The organism is Streptomyces sp. NBC_00162 (genome assembly GCF_024611995.1).
In the GTDB taxonomy this organism is placed as follows: domain Bacteria; phylum Actinomycetota; class Actinomycetes; order Streptomycetales; family Streptomycetaceae; genus Streptomyces.
On record NZ_CP102509.1, the window covers coordinates 6,425,712 to 6,444,095 of the forward strand.

Genomic DNA, 18,384 nt, shown 5'->3' on the forward strand with positions numbered 1-18,384 from the left:
ATTCTGTCGTAGCTATCCAGATAAATGCACGTCAAAGCAGGGTGAACGAACCCCTCCGCGAGTGGCCTCTGGCTGATCGGCCACCGCCTCCGGGGCATCGAAAGAGAGCTAGATCACCTCGCTCTCGGCGACCGTCGGAACGATCGCCTCCGGTGGCCCGCCGAAGCCCGCGCCTCGACACTGGAGCAGTGCGTACCGCGACAGCGACGGCAGCGGCCGTCACCACCACCCTCCTGGGCACCGCCGTGGCCGCTGTCGCGGCCGGCCGGTACGCCGCCGACGTGGCCCTGCGGCCCCAGCCCGGGCGCCCGCTGCCCGGCAGTCCGCGCCTGAGCGTCCACTCCACCGCCGCCGGCCGGGTCGTGCTGACCCGCTCGCTCGGCTCCCTGCGCCCCGGTACGTACGGACTCGACGCCCCCGGGGTGCACGCCGTGGTCGGCCCCGTGCTCCCCGACGCCGAGCACGGCCCGGACACCGTCGTACGCCGGCTCCTCGCCGTCACCCACGGCAGCCTCGACCCCGGCACCCGCGTCACCCTGACCCCCCAGGTCCACCTCGGGAACCCGCGCACCGCCCTCGGGCTCGACCACGCCGACGTCGACGTGCCCGGGGAGCTCGGCGCCCTGCCCGCCTGGTTCGTGCCCGAGGCCCGCGACACCTGGGTCATCACCGTGCACGGGCTCGGCGCCGGCCGCGAGCACCCGATGGTGGTCATGCCCTTCCTGCACCGGCACCGGCTGCCCGTCCTGGACCTGGCCTACCGCGGCGACCTCGGTGCCCCCGCCTCCCCGGACGGCCTCGGCCACCTCGGCGAATCGGAGTGGCGGGACCTGGACGCCGCCATCCGCTACGCCCTGCGCTACGGCGCCCGCCGCGTGATCCTGCACGGCTGGTCCACCGGCGCCACCATGGCCCTGCGCGCCGCCGAGCGCTCGGCGCTGGCCGGCCGGATCGCCGGGCTGGTGCTGGACTCTCCCGTATTCGACTGGCACACCACCCTGCGCGCGCTCGCCGCGGCCCGCCACACCCCGGCCCCGGTGCTCCCGCTCGCGGTCCGGGCCGCCGAGAGCCGCTCGGGACTGCGCGCCGACCACCAGGCGCCCCTGGCGGACCCGGGCACGCTGCGCCTCCCCGTACTGATCTTCCACGGCCCGGACGACACCCTCGCCCCCTGGGAGCCCTCGCGGCGGCTCGCCGCCGCCCGCCCCGACCTCGTCACCCTGCACCCCGTGCGTCAGGCCGGCCACGGCGCGATGTGGAACGCCGACCCGGCCGGATACGAGGAGGCCCTGCGGCGCTTCCTCACCCCCCTCATGTGAACGCGTGTGAACGCGTGTGAACACTCGTCTGAGTGCTCGCGTGAGTGCTCGAGTGCGTTCTCACGTGCACTTTCTTGTGAAGGGGATGTGGCGGCGAGAGCCCTGTGGGTGACTTGCCCCGGTCTGGACCTCGGGCCGGCCTTGGAAACGGCTGGTTCCGTTTGGGCTTTCGGCCAGTGACGGGCGAGACTGCTTCCGTGACGTCCCGAAAGCCTGATGAGCAGTTGGCTCGCGACTCCAGACTCCGACTCGTCTACCCGAGGTCCGTTAGTACGGCCCGCAAGGCGGTGACGGACCGACGTACCCGGCCCGCCCCGAGGCCCCCGGCGGGCACCCCTGCCACGGCCGACCTCGCGAACCGGGCCCGTGCCTCGCTCGCCGACGCCGTACGACTGACCCGCTGGGCCGAACTCAACCTCGGTGCGGGCGACGGGGGCCGGCCCGCCCCCACGGGCGCCCTGCCCGCCGCCGACGTCGAACGCGCCGCCGGGGAACTGAACCTGACGCACGGCCAGATCAGAGTCGGCTGGGACCGCGCCCGGCTCGCCGGCCTGGTCGAGGTGCACGGAGGCCACGCCCGGCCCGGCTGGCGCCTGCGCGCCTGGGACCGCGACGACACCGCCGTACTGCGCGGCTGGGTCGCCCTCTTCGACGCCTGGTCCCTCGTGCACCCCGCCCCCGCCGACATCGCCCCCGCGGCCGTCGCCGAGGTCGTCGAGGCGATGCCCCAGCTGCTGTCCCTGCTCCAGCTCTCCGCCGGGCCGGTGACCGTCCCCGACCTCCTCGACCTGCTCGGGCAGCGCGTCACCGAACTGCGCGACGAGCGCTGCGAGGTCCCCTACGACGCCCTGCCGCAGGCGGCGCCCGACCAGCCGGACGCCGAGCCGGCGGCCGCCCCCGCGCCGCCCGTCCCGCTCGCCCGGCTGCTGCGCTGGGCGCTCGGCGGACTCGCCGCCGTGGACGCCGTCACCCTCGGCCCCGCACGGGCCGCGCTCACCCCGCTCGGCAGCTGGGCGGTCTGGGTCAAGCTGGAGCAGATCTGCGTGGCCGCGCAGAGCCCCGCCGGGAACATCGAGCAGTCCGCCGCCGCCATGCTGCACGGCTGCGCCCGGCTCACCCCGGGCCCGGCCCGCGCCGAGTACCAGGCCTGGCTCGCCGCCCGGCCCGTCCGCCACGCCGTCAGTGAGCTCCTGCTCGCCGCCCGCGGCGAGGACGCCCTGCTGCGCGGCCTCGCCTTCGAGGCGCTGCGCGTCGTCGGCGCCCCCGCCGAACCCGAGGTGCGCGCCGCCGTTCGCGAGCCCGCCCTGCGCCCCTACGCCCTGCTCTGGCTCGCCGAGCACGACGGGGTCGACCCCGACGAGGCGCAGGACGTCCTCACCGCCGAGGAGTCGACCTGGCTCTGGGTGGACACCGCGGCCGCCATCGCCGACCACGGCGAAGCCGACCTGCTGGCCCGCCACCTCGACTCGGCCGTCAGGACCACCGTCCCGAGGCTGCTGGACGAGGTCCGCGCGGTCGGCCACCCGCGCACCGTGCAGGTCCTGGTCGCGCTGGCGGCGGCCCACCCCGACCCGGCCCTGGCCAAGGCGGTCCGCCGGGCCGCCTTCCAGGTCCACACCGGCGGCGCGTAGCCCCGTACGAGCGAAGGCGGCGAAGGCGGAGACGTACCCGCCGCGGGTCTCAGACCTGCGGCGCGTACGTCCCGAAGCTCCAGATGTTGCCCTCGCCGTCCCGGGCCATGTAGTCGCGGGAGCCGTAGTCCTGGTCGGTGGGCTCCATCAGGATCTCCGCACCGTGCTCGGCGGCCCGCCGGTGGTGGGCGTCCACATCGTCGACCACGACATAGACCCCCGAGGGCCCCGCGTCCCCCATGGCCTTGTCGAAGACCCCGCCGGTGCCCTTGCTGCCCAGCATCACCACGCCGTTGCCGTAGGCCAGCTCCGCATGCACCACCGAGCCGTTCTCACCCTCGTACACCGCGACCTGGCTGAAGCCGAAGGCCTCGGTCAGCAGCTTGATGGCCGCCTTGGCGTCGCGGTAGACCAGCGTGGGACAGATGGACGGAACGCCTGCCATGACGATCACTCCCTCTCTTGACGGTGACCCACGTCACAGCATGGCAGGCGCTGCCGACAGTCAGCGGAAGGTGTTGCACTGGGCCATGTCACCGGTGCGGTAGCCCTGGTAGAACCACTGCTGGCGCTGCTCGGCCGACCCGTGCGTCCAGCTCTCGGGGGTCACCCGGCCCTGGAACTTCTCCTGGATCCGGTCGTCGCCGACCGCGGCCGCCGCGTCCAGGCCGTCCCTGATGTCCTGGTCGGTCAGGCTGGTGATCAGCGGCCGGCCGGTGGACTCGTCCGGGACCTTCGTCGCGTTGTGCGCCCACACCCCGGCGTAGCAGTCCGCCTGGAGCTCGACCTTGACGGCGTTGCTGTTCGCGCCCTGCTGCCCGTCCTGGGCCCGCTGGAGCGTTCCGGTCAGATTCTGGATGTGGTGCCCGTACTCGTGGGCGACGACGTACGCCTGGGCGAAGGGGCCGCCGCTCGCGCCGAACTTCGTCCGCAGGTCGTCGAAGAACCCCAGGTCCAGGTAGACCCGCCGGTCTGTGGGGCAGTAGAAGGGGCCGACCGCCGAGGTGGCCGCCCCGCAGGCGGTGTTCACCCGGCCGCTGAAGAAGATCGTCGACGCCGGGGCGTAGGTGCCGCCCCGCCTGGTGAACTCCTGCCTCCAGAAGTCCTGGGTGCTGTTGACCACCGCGACCAGCCGGCAGTCCTCCCGGGCGTTCGCGTCCCGCCCCTTCTTGCAGGTCTGCTCCACCTGACTCACGGAGGACGAGGCGGGCGCCGGCTCCTGGTCCCCGGACGAGAGCCCCAGCTGCTCGGGTCCCACACCGAACAGGAGGCCCAGGACCAGCGCGATCAGTCCGACGATGCCGCCGCCGATCGTGGCCCTCCCGCCCGGGACGCGGCTGCCGCGCACGTCCTTGACCTCGGAGGTGTCCAGATCGGCGTCGTCGTCGAACTGCATCCCGCACCGCCCTCCATCCGTGCAGCCAGGGGGCCGCGTGGCCACCTGCGGCGAGTATCAACCCATTCATCCTGATACGCGCCCCGGCCCGCCGGTTCGGCCCATGAGCCGAACGAGGGACACGGCAGAGGGCGCCCGGGGCGTCCACCGGCCCGGAAAGTAGTTGCGCACCCCCGGTAGAATGTCTCTCATGGCAAATCTCCTCGCGGATTAGCGGCGTCGAAGCATCGCGTCCTGCCCCCCTTCCGCCGTCCCCACCGCCCTGGAGTATTTCCGTGATCACCGCCACCGGCGTCGAGCTGCGCGCCGGCGCCCGCGTCCTCATCGAGTCCGCCTCCTTCCGCATCGCCAAGGGCGACCGCATCGGCCTGGTCGGCCGCAACGGAGCCGGCAAGACCACCCTCACCAAGTGCCTCGCGGGCGAGGGCCAGCCCGCCGCCGGCTCCATCACCCGCTCGGGCGAGGTCGGCTACCTCCCGCAGGACCCGCGCACCGGCGACCTGGACGTGCTGGCCAGCGACCGGATCCTGTCCGCGCGCGGCCTCGACGTCCTGCTCAAGAAGATGCGGATGAACGAGGAGCGCATCTCCAGCGGCGCCGGCGCCACCCGTGAGAAGGCGCTGCGCCAGTACGAGCGCCAGGAGACCGAGTTCCTCACCAAGGGCGGGTACGCCGCCGAGTCCGAGGCCGCGACCATCTCGGCCGCCCTCGGGCTGCCCGACCGGGTCCTCGGCCAGCCGCTGCACACCCTCTCCGGCGGTCAGCGACGCCGCGTCGAGCTCGCCCGGATCCTCTTCTCGGACGCCGACACCCTGCTCCTCGACGAGCCCACCAACCACCTCGACGCCGACTCGATCGTCTGGCTGCGGGACTACCTGAAGAACTACCGCGGCGGCTTCGTCGTGATCTCCCACGATGTCGACCTGGTCGAGACCGTCGTCAACAAGGTCTTCTACCTGGACGCCAACCGCTCCCAGATCGACGTCTACAACATGGGCTGGAAGCTCTACCAGCAGCAGCGCGAGGCCGACGAGAAGCGCCGCAAGCGCGAGCGCCAGAACGCGGAGAAGAAGGCCGCGGCCCTGAACTCGCAGGCCGACAAGATGCGCGCCAAGGCCACCAAGACCGTTGCCGCGCAGAACATGGCCAAGCGCGCCGACCGGCTGCTCGCCGGCCTGGAGGCCGTCCGCGTCTCCGACAAGGTCGCCAAGCTGCGCTTCCCGGACCCGGCGCCCTGCGGCAAGACCCCGCTGACCGCCGAGGGCCTCTCGAAGTCGTACGGCTCGCTGGAGATCTTCACCGACGTCGACCTGGCCATCGACAAGGGCTCCCGCGTCGTCATCCTCGGCCTCAACGGCGCCGGCAAGACCACCCTCCTGCGCCTGCTGTCGGGCACGGAGAAGCCGGACACCGGCACCGTCGTTCCCGGTCACGGCCTCAAGCTCGGCTACTACGCCCAGGAGCACGAGACCCTGGACCCGGAGCGCACGGTCCTGGAGAACATGCGGTCCTCCGCGCCCGACCTGGACCTGGTCGCCGTCCGCAAGACGCTCGGCTCCTTCCTCTTCTCCGGGGACGACGTGGACAAGCCCGCCGGGGTGCTCTCCGGCGGCGAGAAGACCCGTCTGGCCCTGGCCACGCTGGTCGTCTCCTCGGCGAACGTGCTGCTCCTCGACGAGCCCACGAACAACCTCGACCCCGCCAGCCGCGAGGAGATCCTGGGCGCCCTGCGCACGTACAAGGGCGCGGTCATCCTCGTCACGCACGACGAGGGCGCCGTCGAGGCGCTGGAGCCGGAGCGGATCATCCTGCTTCCGGACGGCGTCGAGGACCTGTGGGGCCCGGACTACCGGGACCTGGTCGCCCTCGCCTGACCGCCCGGCCGCCCGGTCGCCTGCCGATCCGGTGCTGATCCGGTGCTGATCCAATTCCTTATGGATCATTCGGCTCAGGGGTGATCCATCATCTGAGTGAGACGGTCTCGTACCGTTGCACGTCGTACGACGGCCCCGGTCGCGCTCCCAAGAGTGCGCGACCGGGGCCGTCCGTCTATCCGTTTCCCGCCCCTGACCTGGTGATTCCCGATGAGGGCGGCGGAGTGTGACGGAGGTCATGCAGCGGAAGAGAAGATTCCGTTCTGCTCGGGTGTCCACCCCTCGGGAAATGCGGCCGTACCGACCTTGCGGAATGGGTGGCCAGGAAGCGTGGGAGGGGTGATCATGAGAAGTCCAGAGCGCACTTCCCATGAGGAGGCACGGGTGGCCGAGACTCTGAAGAAGGGCAGCCGGGTAACCGGCGCCGCGCGCGACAAGCTCGCGGCAGACCTGAAGAAGAAGTACGACTCCGGTGCGAGTATCCGGGCACTGGCCGAAGAGACCGGCCGGTCCTATGGATTCGTCCACCGGATGCTCAGTGAGTCCGGGGTTTCGCTGCGCGGTCGCGGTGGCGCGACGCGGGGCAAGAAAGCGGCTACGGCCTGACCCTGGTCCCATCGGTTCCGACGCTCGAACGTTTCACACGGCTTCAAAGGCTTCACATGGTCCAACGTTTCCTTCGGTGACCCCCGGTCGGCCTCCCGGTCGACTGGGTGGTTACTGTGCAGTCACTTAGGCCGGCTTTGCGGCCGACTGCACACCGGAGGCATACAGATGACTCTGCTCGACAAGGACGGCGTACGACTCACCGTCGACGGCTCGCTCGCCACGGTGACACTGACCAATCCGGCCAAGCGAAACGCCCAGTCCCCCGCGCTCTGGCGGGCTTTGGCGGAGGCCGGAAGGTCGTTGCCGGGCACCGTCCGGGTCGTCGTGCTGCGCGGCGAGGGCAAGTCCTTCTCCGCCGGGCTCGACCGGCAGGCGTTCACCCCCGAGGGTTTCGAGGGCGAGCCGTCCTTCCTCGATCTGGCACGCGGTTCGGACGAACTGCTCGACTCCACGATCGCCGAATACCAGGAGGCATTCACCTGGTGGCGGCGTAACGACATCATCTCCGTCGCTGCGGTGCAGGGGCACGCGATCGGCGCCGGCTTCCAGCTCGCGCTCGCGTGCGACCTGCGCGTGGTCGCCGACGACGTGCAGTTCGCCATGCGCGAGACCAGCCTGGGGCTGGTCCCGGACCTGGCCGGCACCCAGCCCCTCACCTCCCTGGTCGGCTATGCCCGCGCCCTGGAGATCTGCGCCACGGGCCGCTTCGTGCATGCCGAGGAGGCCGAGCGGGTGGGCCTCGCCAACCTCGTGGTCCCCGTCGACGAACTCGACGCCGCGGTCCAGGACCTCACCACCGCCCTGCTGGCACCGCCGCGGGACGCCGTCGTCGAGACCAAGGCCCTGCTGCGCGACGCGCAGTCCCGCCCGTACGACGACCAGCGCACCGCGGAGCGCGCCGCCCAGGCCCGCCGCCTGCGCGACCTGGCGGGTCTCTCGGACTGAGCTGCGGCGCCGCTGCCGGGGCGGAGCCTTGGGGGCACCTCCCGGCGGTAGCCGGGGGAGGAACGGTTCCGGCCGACCGGCGTAGTCCCGGGGCGGCGGCGCGGTCACGCGCCTAACGTGGTGAGGAGTGAGTCCGCACGCGTGAAGGGACACTCCATGACCGAATCCGCATCAGGGGGCTCCTCCAGGGAAGCCGCCGACCGGGGCCGCACCACCATTGCCGACGGGGTGGTCGAGAAGATCGCCGGGCTGGCCGCGCGCGAGGTGGTCGGCGTGCACGCCATGGGCAGCGGCAGCGGGCTCTCCCGTACCTTCGGCGCCGTCCGCGACCGGGTCCCGGGCGGCGCGAAGGCCTCCGTCAGCCGTGGGGTCAAGGCGGAGGTCGGCGAGGTCCAGACCGCCCTCGATCTGGAGATCATCGTCGATTACGGCGTGTCGATCAGGGAGGTGGCCCGGGCGGTCCGTGAGAACGTCATCTCGGCGGTCGAGCGCATGACCAGCCTGGAGGTCGTCGAGGTCAACATCGCGGTCAGCGACGTCAAGCTGCCCGATGAGCCCGACGAGGAGCCGGAGTCCCGGCTCCAGTAGCCGAGAGGAGCCACGCAATGAGCATGGCGGTCGCCGGCATGTTCGCCGGCATGGCCCTGGCGTTCGCCGGATACTTCGGCGGCTTCGGAGCCTTCCTGCTGGTGGCGGCGCTGGGCGCCATCGGCTTCGTCGCCGGCCGGTTCCTCGACGGGGACCTGGAACCCGGGGACCTGTTCCGGCGCCGCGACGACCGGCGCGGGTGAGGCGCCGATGAGCACCCCGCCCAAGGCCCTCCCGCCCCGGGTGGCTCCCGCCGACCGGGGGGCCACCCGTATCGCCGACCGGGTCATCGCCAAGATCGCCGCCCAGGCCGCCCGGGAGGCGCTCGTCGCGCCGCCACCCCGGGCGGCGGCTCCGCACGCCACCGTCACCGTGCACCACGACATCGCCCGGGTACGGGTGAGCCTGGAGCTGGACTACCCCTCCGACATCGCCGCCCAGTGCGCGGCCGTACGCCGTCAGGTCGCCCTCCGGATCGAGGAGTGCGCGTCGATGTCCGTACCCGAGGTGGACATCGACATCGAGCACCTGCACTCCGCGCACGCCCGGCCCGCTGCCGGGCGGGACCGGCGGCTGCGGTGACCGACACCGTCCCCGGGGCCGCGCACGAACCGCGTGAACCGCACGCATCGCATGAACCGCATGAACCGCGCGTCCACCGGCTGCGCTCCGCCCGGCGGGTGCCAGCTGCGCTCACCGCGCTCGCCCTCCTGGGGGTGGCCGGCCTGTTCCTGTACGACCTGGCCGCCGTACGGGCCCACCGGCCCGGCATGAGCTGGCGCCGCGAGCTCGCCCGGCAGCTGGACCGGCACACCCCGGCCGACCTGAGCGTGCTGCTGGGCGGCGGTGCCCTGGCCGTCGCCGGGGCGGTGCTCCTGCTGCTGGCGTTCACCCCCGGGCTCCGCGGGATCCTGCCCATGCGGACTCCGGACGGCGACACCGGGCTGCGGGCCGGGCTCGGGCGCAAGGACGCCGCGCAGGTACTGCGGGACCGGGCCATGGAGGTGTCCGGGGTGCGCTCGGTCCGGGTCAAGGTGGGCCGCTCCCGCATCGGGGTCCGGGCCACCTCGCACTTCCGCGAACTGGACGACGTACGGGCCGACCTGGACGCGGTCCTCGCCGTCGGCGTCGAGGAACTCGGCCTCGCACACCCGCCGCACCACCCGCACGTCCGGGTCAGGAGGTGACGGGATGCTCGGGGCGGTGAACCGCATCCTGCTGGCCGTGACGGGCCTGGTCCTGCTGGCGGCCGGTGCCTCGGTGCTCGCGGCGTCCTGGCCGTTCGGCGGCCGCCACGCGCCGCTGCTGACCGAGGAGACCCGGCGCAGGTACTGGCATGCCGACGGCTGGTGGAGGTGGGCGGTGATCGCCGGCCTCGGGCTGTGCGTGCTGCTGTTGCTGTGGTGGCTGCTGTCCCAGCTGAGGCGTTCGCGGCTGCAGGCGGTCGACGTGGACACCGGGGACGGGGCGTTCGCCCTGCTGAGGGGGCGCGCCCTGGAGGAGGCGGTGGCGGCGGAGGCCGGGGCCCTGGACGGGGTCGCCCGCTGCCGGGTCGCGCTGCGCGGCAGGCGGGGATCGCCCGCACTGCGCATCGCGCTGGAACTGGAGCCCCACGCCGTCCCCGCCGACGTCTTGGCCGCCCTCGCGGGCCCGGTCCTGACCCACGCCCGCACCTCGGCGGGCCTCGCCGCACTGCCGACGGAGGCCCGCCTGAAGGTGACGTCACACCGGGCCCAGCGCGTCACGTAGGCCGGCGGACAGCGGGTCAGAAGCCGTGCCGGGAGCCGCCGTCGACCGGGAGCATGATGCCCGTCAGATACGAGGCCGCCGGGGAGAGCAGGAACGCCGCCGCGCGGCCGAACTCCTCCGGGGTGCCGTAGCGCCGCAGCGGGATGCGGGACTCGTGCCCCGCCCGGGCCGCCTCCGCGTCCCCGGACAGGGCGTCGAGCTCCCGCACCCGGTCGGTGTCGATCCGCGCCGGGAGCAGGCCGACGACCCGGATCCCGCGCGGGCCGAGGTCCACCGAGAGGGACTTCGCGAAGCCGGCCAGGCCCGGGCGCAGGCCGTTGGAGATGGTCAGGCCGGGGATCGGCTCGTGGACCGAGCCCGACAGGACGAAGCCGATGACCCCGCCCTCGCCCAGCTCGGCGGCGGCCGCCCGGGCGAGGCGGACCGCGCCCAGGAAGACCGACTCGAAGGCGGCCGACCACTGTTCGTCGGTGTTGTCGGCCGCGAGGCCCGGGGCCGGGCCGCCGACGCTGATGAGGATGCCGTCCAGGCGTCCGAAGCGCTCGCGCGCGGTGGCGACGAGCCGCCCGGCCACCGCCGGGTCGGAGTTGTCGGCCGCCACACCGGCCGCGTTCGGGCCGAGCGAGGCGGCGGCGTCGGCCGCCCGCTTCTCGTCACGGCCCGTCAGGAGGACCTTCGCGCCGTCGGCGGTCAGTTCCCGGGCGGCGGCGAAGCCGAGGCCGCGCGTGGCCCCGGTGACGATGTAGACACGGTCCTTCAGTCCAAGATCCATGCCGACACGCTACGCCGTCGCGGGCTCCCGCTCGGCGCCGGATCCGGATCCGGCCGCCTGCTCCTCGCGCTCTCGCTTCTCGCGCCGTACGAGGACCACCCAGCCCACCGGGACCGCGGACGCGAACAGCCACCACTGGACGGCGTACGCCATGTGCGCGCCGATCGAGTCGTGGTCGGGCTCGGCGACCATCTGGGGGCTGCCGTCGGCCGGCGCCGGGCCGGTGAGCTCCAGGTAGCCGCCGAGGACGGGCCTGCCCAGGGACTCGGACTGCTGCGTGCTGTTGATCAGCATCACCTGGCGGTCCGGCAGGCCCTTGCGGTCCTTGATGCCGCTGCCGGCGCTGGTCTCGTCGGCCTTCAGCCGGCCGGTGACCGTGACCTCGCCCGAGGGGGCGGCCGGCACCGGCGGGTACGCGCGGGGGTCGTCGCCGCCCGGCACCCAGCCGCGGTTGACGAGCACCACCCGGCCGTCGCCGAGGACGAGCGGGGTCAGGACGTGGAAGCCGACCTTGTCGTCGTTGTCGGTCCGCATCCGGACGACCACCTCGTGCGCGGTGTCGTACGTGCCGGTCGCGGTGACCGCCCGCCAGAAGTCCGCGCGGGGGACCCGGTGGCCGGGGGAGGTGACCTCGGTCATGGGGACCGGCTTCGCCCGCAGGTTCGCGTCGATGAGCTGGTTCTGCGCGACCCGGTGCTCATGGCGGTGGAACTGCCAGAACCCCAGCTTGATCATCACGGGGATGAGGACGAGGGCGATGAGGGTGAGGCACACCCACTGCCGGGTCAGCACAAAGCGGTACACGCCCACGACGGTACCCCCAGCGGGGTCGGCCCCGTACGGCCGGGTGGCCGTACGGGGCCGACGCGGACGTCAGACGCGGTCGACGATGCCCACCTTCCCCTCCGCACGGGCGCAGTGCGCCCCGCAGTACCACTGCCCCTCGACCTCGACGCCCTGTCCGATGATCTGGACCCGGCAGTGCTCGCAGACGGGCGCCATGCGGTGAATGGCGCAGGAGAAGCAGTCGAAGACGTGCACGGCGCCCTGCGCGTGCACCTCGAAGGACATGCCGTAATCGTTTCCGCAGACCTCACAACGTGCCATGCGCCGAATGCTGCGCACGGCGGCGGACCGGAACAAGATCCACCGGGGTGAGTCGCCGCGCCGGCACCCACCCGGCGCAATCGGGGATCAGTCCGCGGGGCGCTCGGCGGCTCGGTCGGCGGCGCGGTCCCCGGCCGCCGCGACGTCCCGCAGCAGCTGGGTGAAGGCGGCCTCGTCGACCACCGGCGTGCCGAAGGACTTCGCCTTGACCGTCTTCGAGGTCGCCGAGTCCGGGTCGTTCGTCACCAGCAGGCTGGTGAGCCGCGACACGCTCGTCGCGATGTGCAGGCCCGCCTCGACCGCGCGGTCCTCGAGCAGCTCCCGGTCCACGGAGGTGTCGCCGGAGAAGGCGATCCGCATGCCCTGCTTCAGCGGCTTGCCGTCCTCGTAGCGCCCCGGGTTCGGGTGCGGGCACGGCGGCCGCTTGCGCGAGGGCCGCCAGCTGCCGCCCCGGTAGGAGGCCTGGTAGCCCACCCGCGGGGTGGCGGGGGAGTCCGACCACTCCGTCAGCGGCCGGCATTCCAGCAGGGGCAGCCGTACGCCGTCCCGCGCGGCCGCGTGCAGGGACGGACGGAACGCCTCCGCCAGCACCCGGGCGTCGTCGAGCGCGTGGTGGGCGCGCTGCTGGACCACGCCGAAGTGCGCGGCGAGCGACTCCAGCTTGTGGTTGGGCAGCGGGAGGTTCAGCTCCTTCGACAGGGCGATGGTGCACAGCCGCTGACGGACCGGCGCGGTCTCGGCGGCCCGCGCGTACTCCCGGGCGATCATCTGCCAGTCGAAGATGGCGTTGTGCGCGACCAGCACCCGGTCCGCGAGCCGGCCGGCGAACTCTTCGGCGATGTCCTTGAAGAGCGGTGCGCCGGAGAGCATGTCGCTGGTGAGACCGTGGATCCACACCGGCCCGGGATCCCGCTGCGGGTTGACCAGGGTGTACCAGTGGTCCTCCACATTGCCCTGCGCGTCGAGCCGGTAGACGGCGGCGGAGACTATCCGGTCGTCGCGAGCGAGCCCGGTGGTCTCCACGTCGACGACCGCGTACCCCTGTGGGTACGCGGTCGGCCACATCGTCTCTGCGGTCGTACGGTCGTCGAGCATGGTCACAGAGGATATCGGCCCCGACTGACAGCTGTGGCCCGAAGGCCTCGAGGCCCTCTCCGGGACGAGCCGGCGCGGAGTTCAGCCCAGGGCGGCGACGAGGTCGCCCGCCGCGAGCTGTTCGAGGCCGCAGCCGTCAACGGGCCCCGGCAGCAGGCGGTATACGGAGCCGCTCGCGCGGGACGGCGCGACATCGCCGTCGACCAGCGCGAGGAAGGCGGACCGCCCGGAGGCGGCGCGGCCCGCGAGGGCGTCGACCGCCGCCGAGCGCACCAGGTCCTCCGGGTCGCACAGCCCGACCACGCGGGCGGCGAAGGCCGCGGTGTCCTCGTCCACCCGCCGCCGGAAGGTCCACAACTCGTCGGGGTCGGCGGGCCGGGGTGTGCGGCGCATCACGGTCACCTCGGGGCAGCGGGCGGCCGCATGCCAGCCCGCCAACTCCCACAAGGTGGTGCGCCCGGTGGAGAAGTGCTCGAAGAGGTCGCGCCCGACGCGGGCCAGATCGACGACGTGCGTCCGCACACTGTGGTGGCCCTCGTCCTTCGGCAGGTGGACGTCGGTCCACAGGAACCCGCGCCGTTCGAGGTCGACGAGGAGCGGTACGTGGATCCGCGAGTTGCCGACCAGGTCGTACCGCTGGCGGACGGTCCGCGGGTCGTAGCGGGAGGTGCGGCCGGTGCGGCCCGGCAAGGCCATGAACCCGGCGAAGGCGTCGGGCAGCAGCTCGAAGGGGATGTTGTTGAAGCTGAAGACGACCGGCATGACGAAGCGCACGCCCAGGTCTGCGACGGCGTCCAGGTCGATGTCCACGTACTCGCTGGCGCCGTGCGGCGCGGGCGCCGAGACGAGGTCCCCGGAGTGGACCACGGCGCCGTCGCCGTAGACGAGGTGCGTGTAGTCGCAGTGGCCCACGCGGTTCCAGTCCGCGTCGAACAGCACCACCGACAGGTCCAGGTCCACCCGCTTCCTCGGCGGTTCCATCCAGTGCAGGAACATGCGCAGCACCTCACCGTCGGGCAGCGCCTGGAAGCTGCCCTTGGGGACGGTGACCAGGGCCTTCGCCGAGGCCCGCTCGGCGGACGGGACGTGGAGATGGGCCAGGCGCGAGTCGATGACCGCCACGTCGTACGGGTCGGCAGCGGCGAGCCGACGCAGCACCTCGGCCTCGAACAGCGCGCACACGGAACGGGTCACGGCCTCGGCGAGCGGGGCCCGGTCCTCCGCCCGGGTGAAGGAGTGCGTGACCTGCCCGCGGGGGAAGAACACCCGCCGTGTGCGCGGCAGATGGCGGATCCGCAGCTGCCCGAGCGCGGACAGCAGCGGCCCCGGGCCCACCTTCGGGAGCCGCTGTTCCAGTACCTCGGCCACCTGCGGGGGCAGGGCCTCGGCCGCGTACAGCCGCAGCAGGTGGTCGAGGCGCCGGACGAGTTCGCCGGGCCGCTCGGCCAGGACGGCGAGGGCGCGGTCCGGGTCGCCGCCGCGCAGGGCCTCCTCGGCCCGGCCCTTCCAGGTGGCCGCCCGGATCCGGCCGCCGTCGATGCGTACGGCGTCCGGGTGCGCGGCGGCGGTGGCGAGCAGGGCGGTGACGAGGGCGGTGCCCGTGCCGGTGCTGGTTCCGCGCAGCACGGCGAAGGCGAGCGCGGCACGCGGGTGGCGGGCGTACTGCTCGAAGGGGTGGAGGATCTCGGCGGCGCGCTTCCACAGGTCGGCGTGGCGCAGGACGTCCTCGACGAGCAGGACCGGGTCGAGCGAGTCCAGGACGGCGAGCAGTTCGCGGCGCAGCGGCCGGGGCAGCGACCGCAGCCGCGGCGGTTCCAGCAGGTCGGCCTCGCCGCCGGACCACACGGCGAGCAGGCGGAGCACGTCGGTCGCGGTGGTGAGCCGCTCGGGCAGCAGGGCCCGGACGGCCGCGTGGGTGCGGCGTTCGCGCAGCAGGCTGCCGAGGAGCAGGGCCTTGGTCTCCCGTACGGGTACGGCATCGGGGAGCCAGCCGAGGTCGGCGGGGGCGTGGGCGAGGAGGACCCGGGTCTCCTCGGTGTCCTGCGGGGAGAGGGGGGTGCGGCGCGCGAGCAGTCTGCCGAGCGCGGTGACCGAGTCGCCCGCCCGGTCGGTGCCGAAGGACAGCAGGCGCAGCGGTCCCGCGTACCCGTCTCCTGCGGAGTCCGTCTCGCCCGTCTCGCCGATGGCGGCGGGCCGCAGGAACGGGTCGGCCGGGTCCACGCGCCGGTGGCAGACCGGGCAGCCCGTGTGGTCGGCGCCGTCCCAGCAGGTCCGGCAGACCAGGTGGGCGCACGGGGAGACGGGGTGGACGCTGCCCGCGGTCGCGCAGAGTACGCACGGCTGGTCCGGCCACTGCGCGAGCAGCGTGCGGACGCGGTCGACCCAGAGCCCGTGGGTGTCGTCGGGCACGGAGGCCGGGAAGGAGCGGAACAGTGGCATGTGGGTGCGGTCGGCGCCCAGGAGGGCGTCGATGTCGCGGACCAGCTGGGTGCCGGCCTGAGCCAGTCCGGTGGGGCCCAGCCAGGCGAGGGCGGCCCGCAGCGGGGCCGTCAGGGCGTGGCCCCGGTCGAGGAGTTCGGCCTCCAGGGCCGTCAGGCCCCCGGCTGTCGGCGGATCGCCCGGGCGCGGCCCGGCCTGGTCGACGTAAACGGTGTGCAGACGGCGCAACAGGACGGTCGACAGCTCGGGCAAAGGGGGGATTCCTCCGGAACCGGAAAGGGATGAGGGCGGGGGCGGAGAGGGGACGCGCTACGGGTGTCAGAGAAGGTGAGAAGGAAGCACGTCGCGGAGCCGCCCCCGCGCAGCAGATGCAACCACGGCAGGCGGGCGCGCGCACATGATTTACCGCGGCGCCGCCGAGGGTGCCAGCAGAGCCTGCACGAGGGCCCGTACGGAGAGCAGGAAGAGCCGTTCCGGGTCGGCCGGGCGGGCCAGCGCGCGGGCGAGCGCCGGGTCGTGGGGGGCGGCGACCGGGTCCCAGAGCTCGCTCTCGGCGGGGGACTGGGCCGGCGCGCGCTCGCGATTGCGCTCGACGAGCAGGAAGCCGACGATCTGGAACTGGATCGCGCGCACCGCGTCGGCGGCCCGGGCGCCGCGCAGTCCCGCGGCGTGCACCTCGTGCACCAGGGCCTGCTGCGCGGGCAGGAACATCCGCTCGGTGAGACCGCGTTCGTGGACCATCGCGATCAGGTGCGGGCGCTCGCGCAGTTCGCGGCGCAGGGTCCGGGCCACCGACAGGATCCGGTCGGCGGGGGTGCGGCCGGCGGGGAGGATCGCGCCCATCTCCTCGACGGTCCGCCGCACGAGGGCGTCGAGCAGTGATTCGCGGTTGCCGACGTGCCAGTAGATGGAGGTCACCGCGGTGCCCAGCTCCGCGGCCAGTTTGCGCATGGTGAGGGCGGCCGGGCCGTGCTGCTTGACCAGGGAAGCCGCGGCGTCCAGCACCTCGTCGCGGGTCAGCGTGCTTCTGGCCATGGATCCGGCCCACCCATCTGTCGAGTCTTTGGAACTGGCACAGTGTCAGTTCTGGTGCGTGCAGGGGTCTTTACCCTTCATCGGTGGCGGTGTAACTGTGTTACAGAACCGAACCGAAGGGTGGTGCGAGACATGGCACGCGTACGGTACGGAGCGCGGACCGAGGCCGAGATCGCGGCGTCGCGCGAGAAGAGTTCCAAGCTCCCCGACATCTGGTCCACCGGCGTGGTGGCCGTCTGGGAGAGCGACCCGGACGTGGTGGCGGCGGTCCTGCCCCCGCCGCTCAAGCCGGCCGACCGGCCCCTCGTACGGGCCAACATCAGCAAGGTCGACCTGCCCGGCTACCCCCTCGGCGCCGGCTCGGTGGCCGTCGCCGCCCAGCACGGCGGGGTCGAGGGCTGGTACCCGCTGGTCATGCCGATGACCCTCGAGCGCGCCCTGACCGGCGGCCGCGAGGTCTTCGGCGAACCGAAGAAGCTGGGCGAGGTCACCGTCGAGCGAGAGGGTCTCGTCGTACGGGCCGCGCTCGCCCGGCACGGCATCGCCTTCGTCGAGGTGCGCGGGGCGGTCGACCGTGAACTGCCGCTGCCCGAGCCCACCCAGAAGACCGACTTCTACTTCAAGTTCCTGCCCGCCGTGGACGGTTCGGGCTTCGACGTCGACCCGGTGCTCGTCCACTGCACCCGCAACGAGAAGGTCCGCAAGCTGGAGCACATCACCGGTGACGTGGTGCTCCGCGAGTCCATGTTCGACCCCGTGGCCGACCTACCCGTCCGCCGGATCGTGGAGATCACCATCGGCGAGAAGACCACCGACCAGAAGGGCAGGGTCGTCGAGCGGGTCAGCGCCCAGGCCCTGCTCCCGTACATCCACCAGCGGTACGACGACCCGATGCAGATCCTGGACGGACCGCCCGAGGGGAGTGTGTGACGTGCGAGTCGAACCGGGACAGGTGGCCGTCGTCACCGGCGCCGCCAGCGGCATCGGCCTGGCCATGGCCCGCCGCTTCGCCGCGGAGGGCCTGAAGGTCGTCCTCGCCGACGTGGAGGAAGGCGCGCTGCGCAAGGCCGCCGACGACCTCGCCGCCGACGGGGCCCAAGTGCTCGCCAGGCAGGTCGACGTCAGCGACCGCGACTCCGTGGTCTCCCTCGCCGACGCGGCGTACGAGACCTTCGGCGGGGTGCACGTGCTCTGCAACAACGCGGGCGTCGGCTCGGGCGCCGAGGGCCGGATGTGGGAGCACGAGCCCAACGACTGGAAGTGGGCCTTCTCCGTCAACGTGTGGGGCGTCTTCCACGGCATCCAGGCCTTCGTCCCCCGCATGATCGCGGCCGGGGGGCCGGGTCACGTCGTCAACACCTCCTCCGGGGACGGCGGCATCGCCCCGCTGCCCACCGCCTCCGTCTACGCCGTCACCAAGGCGGCCGTGGTCACCATGACCGAGTCCCTGTACGCCCACCTCAAGGCGGAAGGCGCGGCCGTCGGCGCCTCCGTCCTCTTCCCCGGACCGCACATGCTGCGCACCGGGCTGTGGGAGTCCCACCGCAACCGGCCCGACCGGTACGCGAAGCAGCGCCCGCGCAAGTCCCCGTACCGCAGCCTCGACCAGTACGAGGCGGCGATGAGACAGGCCGGGCACGAGGTGGCGTTCACCCCGGTGGAGGAGGTCGCCGAGCACGTCCTCGACGGCATCCGCGCCGACCGCTTCTGGATGCTCCCGGCGAGCGAGCACAGCGACCGGCAGATCCGCGCCCGGTCGCAGTCGATGCTCGACCGCGCCAACCCCGCCTACCTGGAAAGCTTCATCCTCGACTGAGGGGCGTTG

General features: G+C 73.0%; 20 protein-coding genes. 12 read left to right on the plus strand and 8 right to left on the minus strand.

Translation table 11 applies throughout. The features are described from left to right. Positions 1–188 precede the first annotated feature (188 nt). Together JIW86_RS29775 and JIW86_RS29780 are read left to right on the plus strand one after the other, a co-directional pair. Entirely contained in the window at positions 189–1,319 is a 1,131-nt protein-coding gene (locus JIW86_RS29775) for an alpha/beta hydrolase family protein (RefSeq protein WP_257556890.1), read from the plus strand. 197 nt (positions 1,320–1,516) lie between these two features. Next, positions 1,517–2,950, plus strand: a complete 1,434-nt coding sequence (locus JIW86_RS29780) for a hypothetical protein (protein WP_416237616.1) — start codon at positions 1,517–1,519, stop codon at positions 2,948–2,950. A 49-nt stretch (positions 2,951–2,999) separates the two neighbouring features. Here JIW86_RS29780 and JIW86_RS29785 read toward each other — a convergent pair whose 3' ends face one another. Both JIW86_RS29785 and JIW86_RS29790 read right to left on the minus strand, forming a co-directional pair. Continuing rightward, positions 3,000–3,395, minus strand: coding sequence for a VOC family protein (locus tag JIW86_RS29785; protein WP_215139870.1), 396 nt, complete (start codon positions 3,393–3,395; stop codon positions 3,000–3,002). Positions 3,396–3,455: 60 nt separating this feature from the next. After that, complete coding sequence (locus JIW86_RS29790) at positions 3,456–4,346, minus strand: neutral zinc metallopeptidase (protein ID WP_257556893.1); 891 nt, start codon at positions 4,344–4,346, stop codon at positions 3,456–3,458. A gap of 275 nt (positions 4,347–4,621) precedes the next feature. On the opposite strand from JIW86_RS29790, the gene JIW86_RS29795 reads away from it, so the two are divergent. The 8 genes from JIW86_RS29795 to amaP all read left to right on the plus strand — a co-directional run bounded on the left by JIW86_RS29795 (position 4,622) and on the right by amaP (position 10,111). Further along, positions 4,622–6,220, plus strand: coding sequence for an ABC-F family ATP-binding cassette domain-containing protein (locus JIW86_RS29795; RefSeq protein WP_215139868.1), 1,599 nt, complete (start codon positions 4,622–4,624; stop codon positions 6,218–6,220). 384 nt (positions 6,221–6,604) lie between these two features. Beyond that, positions 6,605–6,826: a helix-turn-helix domain-containing protein gene (locus JIW86_RS29800; protein WP_030010789.1), complete on the plus strand. Its 222-nt coding sequence runs from the start codon at positions 6,605–6,607 to the stop codon at positions 6,824–6,826. A 168-nt stretch (positions 6,827–6,994) separates the two neighbouring features. Continuing rightward, the gene (locus JIW86_RS29805; RefSeq protein WP_215139867.1) at positions 6,995–7,774 is read left to right on the plus strand and encodes an enoyl-CoA hydratase/isomerase family protein; all 780 of its coding nucleotides are present in this window, start codon (positions 6,995–6,997) and stop codon (positions 7,772–7,774) included. A gap of 156 nt (positions 7,775–7,930) precedes the next feature. Continuing rightward, positions 7,931–8,362 (plus strand): Asp23/Gls24 family envelope stress response protein, encoded by a 432-nt coding sequence (locus JIW86_RS29810; RefSeq protein ID WP_215139866.1) that lies wholly within the window; start codon positions 7,931–7,933, stop codon positions 8,360–8,362. Positions 8,363–8,379: 17 nt separating this feature from the next. Continuing rightward, complete coding sequence (locus tag JIW86_RS29815; protein ID WP_215139865.1) at positions 8,380–8,565, plus strand: hypothetical protein; 186 nt, start codon at positions 8,380–8,382, stop codon at positions 8,563–8,565. 7 nt (positions 8,566–8,572) lie between these two features. Then, a complete protein-coding gene (locus tag JIW86_RS29820) occupies positions 8,573–8,944 on the plus strand; it encodes a hypothetical protein (RefSeq protein WP_257556894.1) in 372 nt (123 codons plus the stop codon). Positions 8,945–9,042: 98 nt separating this feature from the next. Next, a complete protein-coding gene (locus JIW86_RS29825) occupies positions 9,043–9,549 on the plus strand; it encodes a DUF6286 domain-containing protein (RefSeq protein ID WP_416237617.1) in 507 nt (168 codons plus the stop codon). A gap of 4 nt (positions 9,550–9,553) precedes the next feature. Beyond that, complete coding sequence (gene amaP / locus JIW86_RS29830) at positions 9,554–10,111, plus strand: alkaline shock response membrane anchor protein AmaP (protein ID WP_257556895.1); 558 nt, start codon at positions 9,554–9,556, stop codon at positions 10,109–10,111. Between the two features lie 16 nt (positions 10,112–10,127). Here the strand turns inward: amaP and JIW86_RS29835 are convergent, their stop codons facing one another. The 6 genes from JIW86_RS29835 to JIW86_RS29860 form a co-directional block, all read right to left on the minus strand. Beyond that, the gene (locus JIW86_RS29835; protein ID WP_257556896.1) at positions 10,128–10,883 is read right to left on the minus strand and encodes an SDR family oxidoreductase; all 756 of its coding nucleotides are present in this window, start codon (positions 10,881–10,883) and stop codon (positions 10,128–10,130) included. 9 nt (positions 10,884–10,892) lie between these two features. Next, positions 10,893–11,687, minus strand: coding sequence for an SURF1 family protein (locus JIW86_RS29840; protein WP_257556897.1), 795 nt, complete (start codon positions 11,685–11,687; stop codon positions 10,893–10,895). Between the two features lie 69 nt (positions 11,688–11,756). After that, a complete protein-coding gene (locus JIW86_RS29845; RefSeq protein ID WP_257556898.1) occupies positions 11,757–11,990 on the minus strand; it encodes a hypothetical protein in 234 nt (77 codons plus the stop codon). An 87-nt stretch (positions 11,991–12,077) separates the two neighbouring features. Then, complete coding sequence (locus JIW86_RS29850; protein WP_257556899.1) at positions 12,078–13,091, minus strand: DEDDh family exonuclease; 1,014 nt, start codon at positions 13,089–13,091, stop codon at positions 12,078–12,080. 75 nt (positions 13,092–13,166) lie between these two features. After that, a complete protein-coding gene (locus tag JIW86_RS29855) occupies positions 13,167–15,776 on the minus strand; it encodes an MXAN_6230/SCO0854 family RING domain-containing protein (protein WP_257556900.1) in 2,610 nt (869 codons plus the stop codon). Positions 15,777–15,926: 150 nt separating this feature from the next. Further along, complete coding sequence (locus JIW86_RS29860; RefSeq protein ID WP_215139856.1) at positions 15,927–16,559, minus strand: TetR/AcrR family transcriptional regulator; 633 nt, start codon at positions 16,557–16,559, stop codon at positions 15,927–15,929. Between the two features lie 132 nt (positions 16,560–16,691). Between JIW86_RS29860 and JIW86_RS29865 the strand changes: the two genes are divergently transcribed. Next, a complete protein-coding gene (locus JIW86_RS29865; protein WP_215139855.1) occupies positions 16,692–17,489 on the plus strand; it encodes an acetoacetate decarboxylase family protein in 798 nt (265 codons plus the stop codon). A gap of 1 nt (position 17,490) precedes the next feature. Next, on the plus strand, positions 17,491–18,375 hold the full coding sequence (locus tag JIW86_RS29870; RefSeq protein ID WP_257556901.1) for an SDR family NAD(P)-dependent oxidoreductase: 885 nt from the start codon (positions 17,491–17,493) through the stop codon (positions 18,373–18,375). Positions 18,376–18,384: the final 9 nt, after the last annotated feature.

What these genes read in the sequence shown, in the direction of transcription:
- JIW86_RS29835 (WP_257556896.1), bottom strand. Translation starts at nt 10,883, where the DNA reads ATGGATCTTGGACTGAAGGACCGTGTCTACATCGTCACCGGGGCCACG.
- JIW86_RS29805 (WP_215139867.1), top strand. Translation starts at nt 6,995, where the DNA reads ATGACTCTGCTCGACAAGGACGGCGTACGACTCACCGTCGACGGCTCG.
- JIW86_RS29865 (WP_215139855.1), top strand. Translation starts at nt 16,692, where the DNA reads ATGGCACGCGTACGGTACGGAGCGCGGACCGAGGCCGAGATCGCGGCG.
- JIW86_RS29820 (WP_257556894.1), top strand. Translation starts at nt 8,573, where the DNA reads ATGAGCACCCCGCCCAAGGCCCTCCCGCCCCGGGTGGCTCCCGCCGAC.
- JIW86_RS29790 (WP_257556893.1), bottom strand. Translation starts at nt 4,346, where the DNA reads ATGCAGTTCGACGACGACGCCGATCTGGACACCTCCGAGGTCAAGGAC.
- JIW86_RS29810 (WP_215139866.1), top strand. Translation starts at nt 7,931, where the DNA reads ATGACCGAATCCGCATCAGGGGGCTCCTCCAGGGAAGCCGCCGACCGG.
- JIW86_RS29815 (WP_215139865.1), top strand. Translation starts at nt 8,380, where the DNA reads ATGAGCATGGCGGTCGCCGGCATGTTCGCCGGCATGGCCCTGGCGTTC.
- JIW86_RS29845 (WP_257556898.1), bottom strand. Translation starts at nt 11,990, where the DNA reads ATGGCACGTTGTGAGGTCTGCGGAAACGATTACGGCATGTCCTTCGAG.
- JIW86_RS29785 (WP_215139870.1), bottom strand. Translation starts at nt 3,395, where the DNA reads ATGGCAGGCGTTCCGTCCATCTGTCCCACGCTGGTCTACCGCGACGCC.
- amaP (WP_257556895.1), top strand. Translation starts at nt 9,554, where the DNA reads ATGCTCGGGGCGGTGAACCGCATCCTGCTGGCCGTGACGGGCCTGGTC.
- JIW86_RS29860 (WP_215139856.1), bottom strand. Translation starts at nt 16,559, where the DNA reads ATGGCCAGAAGCACGCTGACCCGCGACGAGGTGCTGGACGCCGCGGCT.